Source organism: Pirellula sp. SH-Sr6A, from assembly GCF_001610875.1.
Classification (GTDB): Bacteria; Planctomycetota; Planctomycetia; order Pirellulales; family Pirellulaceae; genus JBKCUI01.
Genome location: NZ_CP011272.1, coordinates 413,382 through 428,733, shown reverse-complemented (window position 1 = coordinate 428,733; position 15,352 = coordinate 413,382). Strand labels below are relative to the sequence as shown.

At 54.6% G+C, this 15,352-nt stretch carries 14 protein-coding genes; 4 read left to right on the top strand and 10 right to left on the bottom strand.

The features are described from left to right. Window positions 1-52: 52 nt before the first annotated feature. Genes VN12_RS25590 through VN12_RS01370 form a run of 3 tightly spaced genes read right to left on the bottom strand, consistent with a single transcriptional unit; the run spans window position 53 to window position 2,954 of the window. The gene (locus VN12_RS25590) at window positions 53-229 is read right to left on the bottom strand and encodes a hypothetical protein (protein ID WP_168164137.1); all 177 of its coding nucleotides are present in this window, start codon (window positions 227-229) and stop codon (window positions 53-55) included. Window positions 230-240: 11 nt separating this feature from the next. Continuing rightward, window positions 241-1,656 carry a purine-cytosine permease family protein gene (locus VN12_RS01375; RefSeq protein ID WP_146675149.1) on the bottom strand — a complete coding sequence of 472 codons (1,416 nt, stop codon included), beginning with the start codon at window positions 1,654-1,656 and terminating at the stop codon, window positions 241-243. A gap of 29 nt (window positions 1,657-1,685) precedes the next feature. Then, window positions 1,686-2,954 carry an L-rhamnose isomerase gene (locus tag VN12_RS01370; RefSeq protein ID WP_146675148.1) on the bottom strand — a complete coding sequence of 423 codons (1,269 nt, stop codon included), beginning with the start codon at window positions 2,952-2,954 and terminating at the stop codon, window positions 1,686-1,688. A gap of 89 nt (window positions 2,955-3,043) precedes the next feature. On the opposite strand from VN12_RS01370, the gene VN12_RS01365 reads away from it, so the two are divergent. After that, window positions 3,044-4,381, top strand: a complete 1,338-nt coding sequence (locus tag VN12_RS01365; RefSeq protein WP_146675147.1) for a hypothetical protein — start codon at window positions 3,044-3,046, stop codon at window positions 4,379-4,381. Here VN12_RS01365 and VN12_RS01360 read toward each other — a convergent pair whose 3' ends face one another. From VN12_RS01360 to VN12_RS01345, 4 genes are all read right to left on the bottom strand, one after another. After that, window positions 4,382-5,161 carry a DUF4013 domain-containing protein gene (locus VN12_RS01360; protein ID WP_146675146.1) on the bottom strand — a complete coding sequence of 260 codons (780 nt, stop codon included), beginning with the start codon at window positions 5,159-5,161 and terminating at the stop codon, window positions 4,382-4,384. It abuts the gene before it with no gap. Window positions 5,162-5,299: 138 nt separating this feature from the next. Further along, window positions 5,300-6,484, bottom strand: coding sequence for an aminotransferase class V-fold PLP-dependent enzyme (locus tag VN12_RS01355; protein ID WP_146675145.1), 1,185 nt, complete (start codon window positions 6,482-6,484; stop codon window positions 5,300-5,302). Between the two features lie 30 nt (window positions 6,485-6,514). After that, a complete protein-coding gene (locus VN12_RS01350) occupies window positions 6,515-7,978 on the bottom strand; it encodes a hypothetical protein (RefSeq protein WP_146675144.1) in 1,464 nt (487 codons plus the stop codon). Next, entirely contained in the window at window positions 7,979-8,839 is an 861-nt protein-coding gene (locus tag VN12_RS01345) for a leucine-rich repeat domain-containing protein (RefSeq protein WP_146675143.1), read from the bottom strand. Between the two features lie 191 nt (window positions 8,840-9,030). Between VN12_RS01345 and VN12_RS01340 the strand changes: the two genes are divergently transcribed. Further along, the gene (locus VN12_RS01340; RefSeq protein WP_168164136.1) at window positions 9,031-9,648 is read left to right on the top strand and encodes a pyroglutamyl-peptidase I; all 618 of its coding nucleotides are present in this window, start codon (window positions 9,031-9,033) and stop codon (window positions 9,646-9,648) included. Between the two features lie 9 nt (window positions 9,649-9,657). Further along, on the top strand, window positions 9,658-10,458 hold the full coding sequence (gene larB / locus VN12_RS01335) for a nickel pincer cofactor biosynthesis protein LarB (RefSeq protein ID WP_146675141.1): 801 nt from the start codon (window positions 9,658-9,660) through the stop codon (window positions 10,456-10,458). A 28-nt stretch (window positions 10,459-10,486) separates the two neighbouring features. On the opposite strand, the gene VN12_RS01330 is transcribed toward larB, so the two are convergent. Then, a complete protein-coding gene (locus VN12_RS01330) occupies window positions 10,487-12,310 on the bottom strand; it encodes a DEAD/DEAH box helicase (RefSeq protein ID WP_146675140.1) in 1,824 nt (607 codons plus the stop codon). A 3-nt stretch (window positions 12,311-12,313) separates the two neighbouring features. Continuing rightward, a complete protein-coding gene (locus VN12_RS01325; protein WP_146675139.1) occupies window positions 12,314-12,865 on the bottom strand; it encodes a hypothetical protein in 552 nt (183 codons plus the stop codon). Window positions 12,866-13,142: 277 nt separating this feature from the next. Between VN12_RS01325 and VN12_RS01320 the strand changes: the two genes are divergently transcribed. Then, entirely contained in the window at window positions 13,143-13,625 is a 483-nt protein-coding gene (locus tag VN12_RS01320) for a hypothetical protein (RefSeq protein WP_146675138.1), read from the top strand. Between the two features lie 247 nt (window positions 13,626-13,872). On the opposite strand, the gene VN12_RS01315 is transcribed toward VN12_RS01320, so the two are convergent. After that, a complete protein-coding gene (locus tag VN12_RS01315) occupies window positions 13,873-15,345 on the bottom strand; it encodes a sodium:solute symporter family protein (RefSeq protein ID WP_146675137.1) in 1,473 nt (490 codons plus the stop codon). Between the last annotated feature and the right edge of the window lie 7 nt (window positions 15,346-15,352).

The window sequence follows — 15,352 nt, the reverse complement described above, 5'->3', positions numbered from 1 at the left end:
GCAGAGCGAGTGATCGCGTAGCGACGCCCATTCATTTTCTTGCGAAGGGACACTAACGTTCGGTTCCCTTCATCCAAAACGGCGCTGCGGCGAACCAAGCAACGCAGGAACCGAGCATGACGTGTTGCATCGTTTGATGATCCAAAACATGCACAAGGTAGAGGGCGGGGGGAGCGATGGTTCCAATCAAAGCTCCAATTCCAATCACCATCGCCATGTAGCGTTTCATCGGGTCGATTCCTATTTCGAAAATGGAGTTGGGTTCTGAAACGCCGGTGTTCTCCACTTGCCGAGAACGATATAGAGCAAACCGCAAAGGATCGTCGCCGGTAGGGGCAGGTAGGAGGCAAAGACGCCGTACTGCCGATGCAGAAACAATGCAATCGCGACCGGGATGAGCCATGCCAGGAGCACATTGATGTTGAAGGATAATGCTCCATTCGCCGCCGGCTCCCGAGCGATACCGAATCGCTTTGCCAAGAAGTGATCGACGATGATGACCGCGCCAATCGGAGCGAGAATGGTGCCGTAAATTCCGACAAAGTCGAGCAGGTTCATGGCAAATGCTGGAAACATGCCAGCGAACGTGCAGATCGCTCCTGCAATCAAGGTACTCGAGAGCCGACTGAGCGTAGGCATCACTCCTTGGAAGGCCAATCCCGCTCGATAAATCGTCGGGTTCGCCGTTGTCCATCCGGCAACAATCACGCAGATCAAGCCCGCCGCGCCGACCGCATCATTGACCATTGTGCCAGGATCTTTTCCCTTGGCTGGATCCACGCCATGGACGCGCACCCAGTAGACCAAGAGCAACGCCGCACAAATCCAGGCGATGTAATGACCCAGAAACATACCGGCCGCCGACGCGTATCCCGCGTTGTGGGACTTGGCAAAACGCAAGACACTCAAGTCGGACATCCCCAGGTGCATCGCGGCGTTGCAAAACCAAGAAAAGCACACGACACCGAGGAACGATATTTTTTCAGGGGTGCCTTCTGGTGGGCTCAGCAACTCCCATAAATCGACGCTATCCAGCCTTCCCAAGGTTACCAAAGCACACGCGACAAAAACCAAAAGCATCCATGGCGCCGAGTAGTGCCCAATCCTCGCAACCCAATCGTATCCTTTGGCAGCCACGATCGTCATAGCAAGTCCAATCAACGTACAAGCGAGTATCCACCCGGCCCCTGTGGGAAAACGCGATTCAAAAGTAGGCATATCCATCGACGGAAAAAACGGTCCTACCGCGGTGGCGGAAACCGTGATCATGGCTCCACCCAACATGCAAAAGAGCAATCCGTTTGCCAGGTTATAAAGGATCACCAATTTTCTGCCTGCAATTCGTTCCAACTGGTAATAGAGCGTCAATCGACGCTGGGTCGCGATTTCCGCTGTCAGAAACCGCCACGTGAGGACGGCGAGAAGATTGCCAATCAGCAGCCCCAAAAGCAGACTGCTCGCACTGGCTCCCCACGCCACAAATAGAGGACCGATCATAAATTCGGTGCCTGCCGTATGCTCGCCCGCATACATACCCCAAAAGGACGAAGGTCCCTTGCAGGCATGTTCGGGGATCGGCTCCCGTTCGTACTCGGATCCGAAGTCCGATTGCGATGAGATTTCTAGCTCTGTCCGATCTACTTGTGTTGCGTTCATCTCATTTCCATCTTTCTCGCTGCGACGCTCTATCTACGTTGCGATAGAACATCCGACTCGTACTCCTGAACGTCGCTCCACCACTCAAGGCCTATGGGTACGTTCTGCACTTCGCAGAACTTGTCCCACACGTGAGTCCATGGAAGGGATTTTAATTCTTCCATCCACAATAAACGGGCCGTTAGATCCCCCCGTTCCTCCGCAAGCCGAACCTCTGCCGGCTCCAAAAGCGCAATTAAAAGTGCTTTGAGAATACTTCGTGTTCCTAAAATCCACGCGGCAATCCGGTTGATGCTCGCGTCAAAATAGTCCAGCCCCACATGGGTTCGGTGCAACGCATTGCAACGAACCAGCTCGTGGGCAATCGCCAGTGTAGGATCGTCTAGCAAGACAACGTGGTCGCTGTCCCATCGCATCGGCCGACTGACGTGAAGGAGCAGGCGGGGAACGAACATCAAAACCGAACTGATCTTGTCGGCGATCGATTCCGTCGGATGGAAATGCCCCGCATCCAGGCAAAGCAGCTTCTGGTGCTTGATCGCATATCCCAGATAGAATTCATGGCTCCCCACCACATACGCTTCACTTCCAAGACCAAAGAGTTTGCACTCCAAGGCATCGAGCAAATGCGATTCCGGATGGGGCGATTGAAAAATCTGATCGAGGGAGTCGGAAAGTCGCAGGCGGGGCTCTAAGCGATTCGCAGGAAGGTCCTTGGAACCATCGGGAATCCAGATATTGTTCACCACTGCCGAGCCAAGCTCTGCTCCTATCTGCGATGCGATTGAACGGGTCCGTATGCAGTGCTCGATCCAAAAAGCGCGTACCGATGGATTGGCGTGACTCAGCGTGAACCCATCGGCAGATTGGGGGTGGGAAAAGCAGGTGGGATTGAAATCCAAACCTACCTCTTGCGATCGAGCCCAATCGACCCAGCTTCGAAAGTGCTCGAATTCGATCGCATCGCGATCCACCTTCGCGTCTCCGAAATCGCCATAGATGGCGTGTAGATTGATGCGATGCGAGCCGGGGATGCGATTCAAAGCGACTTCCAGGTCGGCGCGAAGCTCGTCCGCGTTGCGCGCCGCTCCAAAGTGGGAGCCTGTAACAGCAATACCTCCCGATAGGGCATTGGAACTGGTCTCAAAACCCCGGACGTCATCCCCTTGCCAACAGTGAATGGAAATGGGGATCGACGCAAGCCGTTCCAATGCAACCTCCGTATCGACGCCGACCGACGCATAGCGATCGCGCGCCATCCGGTAGGCCAATTCCACGGAGTGGGAAGATTTGGACATAGAAAATCAAAGAAATGGGAGAGGTTGTTCGTTGACCAACATAATGGTAGAAGAATGGAATTGCCAGCACCCCTCATCCATTCGAACCCATGGCTCCTTCGGATTCTTTCAGCCCGCGTCTTGCTCTGTTCCTGTCGATCAGCGGACTTGGTACGAACTTAGTCGGTGCGTATGGCAATAGCGTTGCCCCCACACCCCATCTGGATGCGCTCGCATCGAAAGGAATCGTCCTCGATCAATTCTGGGCAGACTCCATTCGGGCCGATCGCACATTGCAATCTCTTTGGTCGGGTTTGCACTCGGTCTCCCGCGACTCGTGTAACGAAGAGGGCAAACTACCTGCCATCGATGATCCGCACCAAGAGTATTCTCCGTGGAGAGAGCAGATCGCTCGAGGTCTTCTTATTACCGATGACCGGGAGCTAGCAGCAAGCAGTGCGGTGGAATGTTTTGACCGAGTGCTGCTCGTGGAGAACGAGGACGAGGACGAGGACGAGGACGAGGACGAGCAGGAGCAGGAGCAGGAGCAGGAGCAGGAGAGAAAGAGTGCCTCGATGGAGTTCGAGCGACTGATCGAGGCTGCGATCGGGACCTGGAGCGAATGCACGGCCGAGCATCCCCTCCTTTGGATCCATTCCAGGGGGCTTCGAGGTGCCTGGGATGCCCCATATGAATATCGCGAAATGCTTTGTGACGAAGACGACCCCAGCCCTCCGACGGATGTGACGCCGATGGAGTTGCATGTAGATCGTCAAACGGATCCAGATGACATCTTCGGAATCTCGTGCGCGGTAGGGGGGCAAGTCTTCGCGATGGACCAAGTGATCGGTGAAATGCTGGAATCCCTCCGTGAAGCGGGATTTCTTACCAACTGCTTGCTCGGAATCCTAGGCGTTTCCGGTTACTCGCTCGGAGAGCACGACTATGTCGGTGGGAGCACGATGAACTTGTACGCCGAGTCGCTGCATATTCCTTGCTTAATCCTCCCCGGCGAGATGCTCGCTCTCGGGGGGCGTCAAGGCGTCATTATGCAACCCCATGACTTGGGCGAATGGATCGAGGACTGGTTTTATAGCGAGCAAGACTCGGACTTACTTTCACAGTTCCTTGAATCCCTCCTGAATTCGCGTTACGACGGGGAGACTCGGATCGGAGCCGCAGTCGCTTGCGAAAACAATCAAGAATACGTATGCAGTCCGGCTTGGTCCTGCCGGCTAGAACAGATCCCTGGACAGCAGGTAAAAACCGAACTCTTTGCTAAGCCCGACGATCGTTGGGAGCAAAACGAAGTCGCTTCGCGGGCTATCCCCATTGTCGAGAAATTGAACGTTTTAAAGTCCAAGCTAATCGGACATTACCGATCGACTTCATCCGAACAGCAACCCCTCAATTGGATCGACGAGGAATTGATCCATCCCATGCGATGATCAGATCAAAGGGAAAGCCGATGGCCCACCACGACTGAGGTGGATGTCATGAATCTGCGCTAAGAAATCGCAAGTGATCAATCGCAGAATTGGGGAGACCAGAAAAAGTCCAACCAGACACAACAACGTTCCGAGCAAGGTCGCAACCATCGAGATAACAAAAAAGTAGAGTACCGCGAGCAGCATGGTGAACACCATATTCACGCAAAACGCTTTGATGAACGCGACGTCCATTCCTGCCATGAAATCATTTGCCAAGAGACTTTTCAACGTCACGGCAAACAAGACATAGCTCGCGGCTACCATCGCGAGAAATCCTATGGCTCCAGTGGTAACACCGGAGAGGATTGCAAAGAATGGTGGGCCACCGTCGGCGAGCGCGGCGGTCGCAATGGCGCCGATCGATACAGGTACTCCGACGATAACCGAAAGAGCTGCAAACCCAATCATCTGCCACAAAAAGGGCCACAGTCCGCGGAGCAAGTATTCCGTGACTCGCTCTAACTGAAAATCGGGCCAATACCTTGTTCGCCCCCCGCTCCTCGCAATCGCCACTTCTCCCGCATATCCGAGATAGATGATGTTCCCAACGACGAACAATGCGAGGATCTCCATGATGAACATCCAAAACAAATTGACGAGCCAATTTGGACTCTGGAACGGCGATTTGATCATCCGTCCGAAATCGAGCGCATGGATCGGCAGGAATTCCTCGTTCTGAAAAACCGGCGAAGCGACAGGTGGCTGTTCGCTCGCGTAGTAAGGATTGTCGCTGCTCATGGGATTCTTTAGCGATGGATTCTAGCGCCTAGGACTGAACGAACACGGAGTATGGACGGGTTCGTTCGTGGAAGACTACTACTTCGAAAACCACGAGTATATCTTGGGCGAGAAATTTTTGGTGTTCTCTCCGGAAGCTCAAAAGACATCTTCCAGGAGTCGAATCCCTTCACATACCGCGTCGATGTCCGCCTCGCTCGTGGTATGCCCCAAACTGAAACGCAGGGTTCCCCCCGAAGCAATGGTTCCCAAATGTTCGTGAATGCGGCCGGCGCAGTGAAAGCCAGCGCGGCATTCGATCCCGAGCGTACTCTCTAGGACCATCGCCCATTCCTGACAAATGCCTGGTTGAGCCTCTCCGGGATGCGGCGCTATGCTGATTACGGGTAACCTGGTGCGCGACGAAGGGGTGTCGGGTCCGATCAATCGAAGCCGCTTGCTGTCGCGAATCTCGGCCAAAATGCGTTCCACCCACGGCTCCCAGCGCTCTGGTCTATCCATGCGTTCGCATTGCAATGATGCGTGGAGGGAAGCGATCGCAGGCATGTTTCGATTCCCGGATTCCATCGTTTCGAGCCAGCCGAACTCGCCAGTGATCGCGTCGCTTGAAGAACCCGTCCCACCAATCCAAAGAGGAGCCAACTCCGACTGTGCCTTCGGAACAACAGCGAGAAACGCGCATCCGAGAATCGAACCAAGCCCCTTGTGGCAAGGGGCTGCGAGAATGTCGATGCCTGTGGATCGCATGTCCAAGGGCAGCATCCCCGCGCTCTGGGCCGCATCGACCATCAGGCGGATTCCATAGCGATCCGCCAACTCTCGCCATGCCTGAATCGGTTGGATCGCCCCGGTAACATTCGAAACATGGTTCACAATGAGCCATCTCGTCTCCGGTGTAACGGCTTGTTCGACGTCGTCCAAGTCCACGAGACCGGTTTCATCGCAGCGGATCGCATCCCAAGTGAGCCAACCTCGTTGTTCGGCGAGGGCTAAGGGGCGCAGAACGCTGTTGTGTTCCGTAGCGGTGGTTAGCACATGGAGAGGCGATCTGGCTTCATGAGCTCGAAGCGCGATCCCAAAGATAGATGCATTGAGTGCTTGGGTACCATTGCTGCAAAAAGCAATATCGAGCGGGGAGACGGCACCGATCCGCTCTGCCAATGCGACTCGGGTCTGGTGAATGCACTTTTCTGCATCGAGCGCCGATCGATAAGAGCCTCGACCGGCCGCGGCACCGCACTCTCGAAGGTACTGTTCGACAGCCGTTAAGACGCTCGGTGCCTTCGGCCAACTCGTCGCCGCGTGATCGAGATAGTTACGCATGCCTTCAACAACTTCTCCATGCGACGCGGATCATGGAAAGACATAACGAAGGAAATTGCGAAACGGCTGATTGGGCATGTAGGCAGTGGGCTGTCCGTAGAGTCCTCGGCCAACCTGAGCGAGCGATACGTTCTGCCCGAATCCGATCAAACTTCGGTAGCCGGAATTGTAGCCGTTATATGAATAGGGGTAGTAGGTCGGCGGCGCGTAGCTCATAGGGGTGCCGCTCGGCATCGAAGTCATCGGAGCATAGGGACGTGGGGCAGTGCCACATGTGCTGCAGTCAGCCGTCTCGGGTCGAAACAGAGTCGGCGAAACCATGAATCGTGCATCGATTTGCTTCGGAGGGGAACTGACAAAGGGCTCGCTCGTCACGTAAGTCGACTCGTTGGTCGCGTACCGTGGTGGCTGACTCGAAACGGGTATCCCGGGCGTGTAGGGGATGGGTTGTGCCACGGGAGCAGTCGGGTATCCCGGATACGTTGGAAACGTAGGGGTACCAACGACGGGAGTCCCATAGGTCGGTACGGAAGGAATGTAGGTCGCTGGGGGAGCAGGCATCACGACCCCAGTACCCAGCCCGGTGCTCGGCCCTGTCACTGCACCCGAAGTCGGCGGTGGGACGATGCCGGGGACAACCGATGCGCCTGGATCGTAAGGTGCTGGAACGGTCGGTATGGTTGGGACGCTCGGTGTGGAGGGGGGGTAGACCACCGTGGGGGGATACACGCCCGTCGGCGGATAAACCCCTGGAATCGATGGGTTGGTAGTACCCAAATTGGGTATCCCCGATCCAGGAATCGGAGCGACGGGAGTTCCTTGCGAGCCAAACGGGATCTCTTGGAAACGAGAGGTTCGATCGACGCCGCTCACAATCGGAACATTCGCCGACGCATAGGTTACGGAATCGTCGATCTTGGGGATTTGGGTCGCTAGAGTATCGTTTTCGAAGCGAGCGGAGCGAAAACCATCCGATTTGGCAACCGAGCGAGGAGCATTTGCACGCTCCGTCATCGCCGAGCGGTCGGCCCTCTCTTTCCCGGTGCCGACTCCTGCCTCACTTGGCAATCGAGAAAGATCAATGCTCGATTCCCATGCGATCCGAGGAGAACGATACTCACCCCCTTGTTCGCCTTTTAGTTGGGGGGGCTGCTTTGCGTCCAAATCACTCGATTTGGTCTGTTTATCGCTTGCCGGTGCAGCCCTGGTTGGAGAAGGGGAAGCCGCAGGCGACTTCACCGGTGCAGAAGGTTGTTTCGCATAGTCGGCAAGGGGATCGATTGGCCCTCGCGAGTCGTTTGCCTGACTCAACGCATAGCGCAATTGCTCCAGATCCGTAGCCGCTTGCTCGTCGGAGCGAGGAATAAACCTTATACGAGCTTCCTGTTCACTTTCTGCTTTGCTTTTTGGTTCGTCTTCAGCGCGCGCGGGGAGCGAGTCGCCGAAAGGAATGGCCATGCCCAGCAAAAAGAAAGCTCGTGTGAAACGTTGCATTTATCGCTTCTCGGGATTGATACGGACTCCAACTTTCTTGAGCTGATCGATGGCTGCATTCAAATCGCCTGCCACTTTCGCATCGAGATAAAGCCGAAGAAAGGGAGCGAAACGGCGGGCAGTATCCGCCTCGCAGATCTCGACAAGTGGGTCGAGCGATTCGATGGGGTTTTTATCCAGCATGAGCAAGCTCAATTCTTTGACGCCTTTGAGGAATTCAACTTTCTTCAGTCCACAACCATTGAGGTTAAGCGTCTTCAAGCCCCGCAATTCTGCAATTGCTGCCGCGTTTTCAAGTGGGTTTCCGGCTGCTTGAAGCGTCCACAATTTCTTCAGTGCAGCGACATGTTCCAACGATTTGATCTGATTGTCGTTGAGGTAGAGGGAGTTCAGGTTCGTAAGGTCCTTGATGGGGCTCAAGTCCGCGATTTTGTTTTTGGAGACTTGCAGGTATTGGGACTGTTTGAGGCCGGCAATCGGACCGATGTTTTCGATTTGATTCCCGGACAAGTCTATCGATTGCAATTGTTTCAGTTCAGCGATCGGAGCCAAGTCGGAAATCTCGTTATTAGCAAGATCGAGCTTCATGACGGCTTTGCAGTGTTGCAGTCCTTCCAAGCTCTTGATTCCCTTGCCTCGCGCGACGACTTGGGAGATGTTTTTCACATCCTCCGCCTTGATCGGTTCGTTGTTGTAGCGCTTTTCGAAAACCTCCCAGCGAACGGCGGCCTCCAAGGCTTTGTCAGGAAAAATGTCCTGCGCGAGCGAGATCGGGCCCTGGGTTGCCGTCACGACTAGGGCGAGGGAATAGACCGCGTACGCGAGGGCAGAGATTGCTTGCGTGGCGAGTGATCGAGTCATCCTGAAAACGCTTTCGGAGGGAGATGGGAGGTAGGAGGCTGAAAAACCGTGTTATCCAGACTGACACTCACTTTATCTGAACGAAGTGGGCAATTCCAGGGTTGTTCGGGTTGCAGGGGCTGTCTCGACGATTTTTTGACCTAAAACGGGTATAACGTATAGGCAATCTTCCTTTTAAAAATGAGGCCCAAGTGCGAATCCTGCTCACCGCCTTTGAACCCTACGACAGCTGGGATCAAAATTCCAGCTGGGAGGCATTGATTTGCCTCTTGGAGAGTCGAGGGGCGATGGAGGGGGTAACGACCCGCAGATACCCCGTCGATCTCGCTTCGCTGCAGGAGCGATTGTTCAAGGACTTATCGAAGGGGTTCGACGCGGTGCTCCATTTGGGCCAGTCGCCGGGGGCAAGTCGAATCCAACTGGAAGCGATTGCATTGAACGTGGCCGGTATGACGGAATCCCAAGGAGAGTTTTTTGGGCCTATCACCTCCGCAGGGCCAGTCGCCTTTCGCACCGACTTTCCCTTGGACCTTTGGAAAAGAGAATTGCTGCAAAATCGGATCCCCTGTTCGATTTCCTTTCACGCAGGTACCTACCTCTGCAACGCGGTGATGTACCTAAGTCATTTGTGGTACTCCCACCATCAGCTTCGACGCCCAGTCGGTTTCATGCACATCCCTCTCACGCCCGAGCAAGTGCTTCGTTCGCACCGTGAGTTTCCTTCCATGCCGCGAGAGCAAGCGGCTGAGGCTATCGGACTCGTCGTCGATCTTATAAACTCGCACGACTACGAACCCCAGTTTGCTTAGACGAGTGCGATGGCATCCCACAACAATTCCGAAGCTATCTCCGATTGGATTCGACAATACGAACGAGGCGAATTGAGCCCGTTTGAGTTGGGGCAACGCGTGCTCCATGCTTCGATCCCAAGCGATGGCTCCGTCATGATCGATCGAGACCGTCAACGAAGATGCGGATTTCCTGAAGTCGTCTATGGGGCGGGCAAATCGGTCGAAGCCATTCAGACTGCCGTAACTCGTTTGCTCGAATCGCACGGAGGCGCAAATCCTCCTGAAGTGCTGGTGACACGAGTCATCCCGGAACAGGTCCGAAGCTTGAGCGAGCTTTTTCCATGGCACCGCTGGAATCATCGAGCTGGTACGTTTCGAGTTGGACGGGAGTTAACCCCGCCAAGCCCCGATGCCCTGGAGTGCAAGAGCGGCGTGGGGAAAGTCGCTGTCGTCAGCGCGGGAACGACGGACGAGCCTGTCGCTTTAGAAGCGATCGAAACATTGGCTTGGATGGGAGTCCCTTCCAAACTGGTTCAAGATGTCGGAGTGGCGGGGCCCTATCGCCTCTTGGCTCAAATCCCTGAATTGCAAACCATGTCTGCGATTGTGTGTGTGGCAGGGATGGAAGGAGCGTTGCCCAGTGTGCTCGGCGGATATGTCAGTTGTCCCGTCATCGCGGTCCCAACCAGCGTTGGCTATGGCGCCAACTTTGCAGGGCTCTCCGCACTGCTCAGTATGCTCAATGCGTGTGCGTCCAATATCGCTGTGGTGAATATCGATTCGGGCTTCAAAGGCGCTTACATGGCTGGGCTTATCGCCACCCGCTAGTCCTCCGATGAGGCGAGAGGCAACGGATTTAGGCGGCCTTCGTTTGAAGCTTTGGCAATGAGAGTCCAAAAAGACCGAATATCTCTTTTTGACTCAATCCAAGATTTCCTGGCGTACCGGTCTCGGCAAAAAGGGACTGGAACAATTGTCGCTTTTCTTCGAGCACATCGTGAATGCGTTGCTCGATGGTATCGACCGACATCATTCGCGTGACCGTAACGGGTTGCTTCACCCCTAATCGGTGCGCTCGATTGATCGCTTGATCCTCCACTGCCGGATTCCACCATCGATCAAATAAAAAGACATAGTGGCAGAACTGCAAGTTCAGACCGACCGCCCCGGCGCCATAACTCATCAAGATGACTTGGCAGCTAGGATCATTTTTGAATCGATCGATCACTCCATCGCGCTTATGCGATGCAATGCGGCCGTGGTATTGCAGCGGATTGTATTTGGCTAGCTTCTCTGCCAGCACGTCGAGCGTTTCGACCCACTGGCTGAAGATAATCGCCTTCTGTCCACTCGCCCCGACTTCTTCCAAGTCGGCTTCGAGCCTCTCCAGCTTCGCCGACGCACCGGTAGCAGGGTCGAAGTTGCAGATCTGCTTCAACCGCAGTACGAGCTCGAACACATGCTGGATGGTAAGCGAATCGCCCATTTCGTTGAGCTGAATGATCCCTTCCTCCTCGGCGCTCTTGTAGCTGGCTCGTTGCTCGAGAGTAAGGTCAAGATCTGCTGCCCGAAACAGCTTGGGAGGCATATCGGTGAGCACTTTGTCTTTGGTGCGGCGCAACACATAGTCACGCGTTGCCTTACCCATCGATTTGAGATGCATGTCGTCATTTAGATATCCGGGCGAGAGAAACTCGAAGATGCTGACGAGATCTTCGATGGAGTTCTCGATCGGTGTCCCAGTGAGTGCCCAAGATCGAGAACGTGGAATCGACCGCACGATCTCGCTCGTCGTGCTATTTCGGTTCTTGATACGCTGGGCTTCGTCGAGAACAACAAGATCGAATTGGAGAGAACCGCTATCGATCAAATCGCGATCGCGCATCATCAGCTCGTAGTTCGCGATCTTGACCGGCGCTTGCGGGTTATTCCAGATCCATTGCCGTTTATGCGAGTCCCCTTCCAATACGGCGACGGGGATCTCGGGAGCCCATTGACGAAACTCGCGCACCCAATTGGTCACCAGCGGTTTGGGGCATATGAGCAAGACATTGCTTAGCTCGTTGGAAAGGAGCAGCATGCGAATGGTCGTGATGGCCTGCATTGTTTTCCCCAAGCCCATTTCGTCAGCGAGGATCGCGGCCGCGCGGGGGAAAAGGAACGCGATTCCCTCCATTTGGTAGGGGAACGGTTGGAAAGGGAACGTGAGCTTCGCCGATTGAACGATTGTTTCGAGGGGCGGCTGCAGGACGTAGTAAAGGCGATCTTCCAATCGAACCAAATCGCCAGGCGGCCGCATACGGGTGATCTTATGTGGTTGACCTGGTTCTTGGGATACCTGATCGGGAGGCTTGGTTGGCCCGTTGGATACCTTCTCCTTAGGTGCCTCCTTCTTTTCGTCAGGCTTATTCCAGTTCGGCATCTCCGGGAACGCGAATCCGATCGTCTTCGGAAGACTCTGTCCGAGCTGGATGGGGAGCGCCTGGATCGATTTCCAATTTTGAAAACCCTCCAGCGCCGCGCTGGTCGTTACCTCAACCGCCGAGTCAAACTCGATGGTTGCCCCAAAGGGCATGTAAGTACTGGCATCTACTTGATCGAAACCCAGCGACCAAGACTCGCAGAGCTCAACACTGGCCTGATCCTTGGAATTCGCGTCCATATCGGCGGTAGTCCCCATGGATTAAGCTGCTTTAGTCGCTGGATGCGCTTCACGGAGCGCTTCTTCAATCCGTCCAAAAGGTTCGATCAGATCGATGTTGGGTTCGTGCGATCGAAAGATGTTGTCGAAGGATTCCAGATCTTTGCGGTATTCAGGCAAGACCAGCAGTTTCAAGCTCCCCAGTTCGGCAACCTGCAAGTCCGATCGATCCAAGTGGGGCTGGGTGAAGGTAGACGATCCACGGTTCCAACTACCCTCGATGGCCGCAATCGGAAGTGGATGAATATGCCTCAACGACAGCGAAGCAGGAGTGTCCGTAAAGAGGACAGACGGAGCGCTTTTCGCCTTGAGGACGAGAGCCCGGGCGATTTGTTCGCCACACACGAATTCGTCCAACGTCGCACCGTAGAGAATCTGCTGAGCCCGGGTGGTCATCACCGGAAGCGTGCAGTGGAATTCCAGCGGTCGAGCCAAGTGGTTCAGCACCAGCAGGCCACCGAAGTAACCGTGGACTGTATGTTTTCGGACGGTGAGGAATCCGAGCGCCATTCCGTTGGGTTTGGAAACTTCCATGCGATTTCGTCGGAGGTTCATCGAGGAGACAACGAGCCGAAGGGTCGTAGAATGGTTCCTTCGACCTGACTTTAGTAGCACATACAGTCCGATCCGACTTCTCGGAATAACTGAACTAATCCTCAAAGTCCGCGCAATCGTCAAACTCATGAATCATGAGACTAAATGCTCGACGAAGCGGAGGGTTGATAGCTATACTGGGAGCTCGGATCAGCAGAAATTCCAGCCCGTTTGGGTGGGATTGGCTAAAGAACTCTCGAGACCATTGAGTTGAACCATGGCGAATGAACCGACCCCTTTTGCTCCCGTTTTCAGCATTGATGTGACCGCGGCCGAGGCAGCCAATGCACCCGCCGCGACGCCACCAGCACCGAAGGGGAGCGATGTCGGTTCGGCCTTGATCGGGTTGACCCGTCAATTGATCGAGATGCAGAATCGTCAAAATGTTCTTTTGGAACAGCTGCTGCAGATCAACAAACAGGTGCTTCAGGCTAGCAATCAGGCGAATCAGCAAAGGCAATCCGAGATCACCCAATGGCGTAACTCGCATCCCAAATTGGTTCGTTCCTGCAAGAATGCACTGGAATCCTTGTCGCAGGTTCAGATCGATTTTTTGCAGACGTTGGCTGACGAGGTCGAGGATCAAAAAGAGAACTTGGCCGAAAGCGAATACGCCTTCAACGATTTTCTAGATCGCTACGGCCCCCGCATGGCTCACTTGAACGGGATCCTTCAAGTTCTCGGGCATCTCGGCGGCTAACTCCACCCGCCAGCACCGTATCCCCATTTTTATGGCCGCCCGTCTAGTGATCGCCGGACAAGCGGTCGCCCTGTATCTGGCGATCGCCCTGTCTAGCGGTCGCCCTCGACCGTTTTTCCTGTCTTCTAGAAAAGGCAGTTTTCTAAAAGAGACAGTCTTCTAAAAGAGGCTGATTCCACCGAGGAAGTCAGCCTCATCCCTTCTCTTCCGAATCGTCGAATCATCCACGATCGATTGCGACTCCCATTTACCCAATTTGGTCGGGGTGGACAGGGTACGACTCCCTTTCGGTCGTGTGCTTGGATCGCATGAACTGAGGCATGAGAGAGCCGACGAGCATCCCAGTCACGCTGGCGAGCAACCCGCCTAGGGAGCTTGGGAATACATCCTCCATACCATGAACGAAGGTCAAGATACCCCATGCCGTGACGCCAAAGAGAATCGCGAGGAGGGCTCCCTGTGTCGTAGCCCGCCGCCAATATACCCCAAACGCCAAAGGAACAAAGGCACCGGCCAAGGTGATCTGGTAGGCGCTGGAAACATGCTCATAAATCGACGTGCCTTGCATCAAGATCGCGTAGGTTAGTACCAAGCTGGTGAAAACAAAGATCGAGATACGCATCGCGAGCAAGATGTGTTTGTCATCCAGTTTCGGATAGATGTGCCGCAAGATGTTTTCCACGAAGCTCGTCGAGGGAGCGAGCAACGTTGCTGATGAACACGACTTGATCGCCGAGACGAGCGCCCCAAAAAAGAGGACTTGCGCGAAGAACGGCATCTTCTCAAGAATGAGTGTTGGTAGGACCTTTTGCGAGTCCGATTCGAGCAGCTCGCTGGCTTTCTCCGGCATGATCAAAAGCGATGAAGTCACAATGAACATCGGAACGAACGCGAAAAGGAGATAGCAGACCCCTCCAATGACAGCGCCGTTGCGAGCCGTCTTGCCGTCGTTTGCCGACATGACGCGTTGGAAAACATCCTGCTGCGGGATCGATCCGAGCATCATGGTGATCGCCGAGCCTATAAAGAAGAGCCAAGCGTGGAAGTTCGATTCGGGGAGGATGCGGAACCAATCCTTTTCGCTCGCTAATGCAAAAACCTTGTCCGCTCCGCCAGCCAAACCGGCCGAGTACCAAGCGATATAAGAAAGGCCGATCACCAGCACGATCATCTGGATGAAGTCGGTGTAGGCGACCGCCAACATCCCACCCATCATGACGTAAACAAGGACTAGCACCGTGCCAACTACCATGCCGACCGGAAGGGAGATTGCTCCACCTGACAAGATCGTGAAGACCAATCCCAGTGCAGTAATCTGAGCGGCGACCCATCCGAGATAGCTCAAAATAATCAAGATCGAAGAGAGGATCTCGATGAGGACCCCATAGCGGTTGCGATAAAAGTCACCGATCGTCAGCAGATTCATCTTGTAGAGACGCTGGGCGAAAAAAAGTCCGACGAGAACGAGACACATCGATGCACCGAAGGGATCTTCGACGACCTCTCGCAGTCCACCTTCGGTGAATTTGGCAGGGATTCCCATAACGGTCTCGGCTCCAAACCAAGTCGCAAAACTGGTCGTGATCACCATGTAGAGTGGGAGCGAATGCCCAGCGACTGCGAAGTCGGAGGTGTTTTTAACGCGAGAGCCCGCCCAAGCTCCGATGAGCAATGTGCCCACCAGATAGAGAATCACGAGAATCAGTAACGCCAAATTCATTCTGGAA

Coding starts and splice junctions, on each gene's coding strand:
- VN12_RS01320 (WP_146675138.1), top strand. CDS start 13,143: ATGGCGAATGAACCGACCCCTTTTGCTCCCGTTTTCAGCATTGATGTG.
- VN12_RS01350 (WP_146675144.1), bottom strand. CDS start 7,978: ATGCAACGTTTCACACGAGCTTTCTTTTTGCTGGGCATGGCCATTCCT.
- VN12_RS25590 (WP_168164137.1), bottom strand. CDS start 229: ATGAAACGCTACATGGCGATGGTGATTGGAATTGGAGCTTTGATTGGA.
- VN12_RS01375 (WP_146675149.1), bottom strand. CDS start 1,656: ATGAACGCAACACAAGTAGATCGGACAGAGCTAGAAATCTCATCGCAA.
- VN12_RS01330 (WP_146675140.1), bottom strand. CDS start 12,310: ATGGGGACTACCGCCGATATGGACGCGAATTCCAAGGATCAGGCCAGT.
- VN12_RS01325 (WP_146675139.1), bottom strand. CDS start 12,865: ATGGAAGTTTCCAAACCCAACGGAATGGCGCTCGGATTCCTCACCGTC.
- VN12_RS01365 (WP_146675147.1), top strand. CDS start 3,044: ATGGCTCCTTCGGATTCTTTCAGCCCGCGTCTTGCTCTGTTCCTGTCG.
- VN12_RS01315 (WP_146675137.1), bottom strand. CDS start 15,345: ATGAATTTGGCGTTACTGATTCTCGTGATTCTCTATCTGGTGGGCACA.
- VN12_RS01355 (WP_146675145.1), bottom strand. CDS start 6,484: ATGCGTAACTATCTCGATCACGCGGCGACGAGTTGGCCGAAGGCACCG.
- larB (WP_146675141.1), top strand. CDS start 9,658: ATGGCATCCCACAACAATTCCGAAGCTATCTCCGATTGGATTCGACAA.
- VN12_RS01370 (WP_146675148.1), bottom strand. CDS start 2,954: ATGTCCAAATCTTCCCACTCCGTGGAATTGGCCTACCGGATGGCGCGC.
- VN12_RS01345 (WP_146675143.1), bottom strand. CDS start 8,839: ATGACTCGATCACTCGCCACGCAAGCAATCTCTGCCCTCGCGTACGCG.
- VN12_RS01360 (WP_146675146.1), bottom strand. CDS start 5,161: ATGAGCAGCGACAATCCTTACTACGCGAGCGAACAGCCACCTGTCGCT.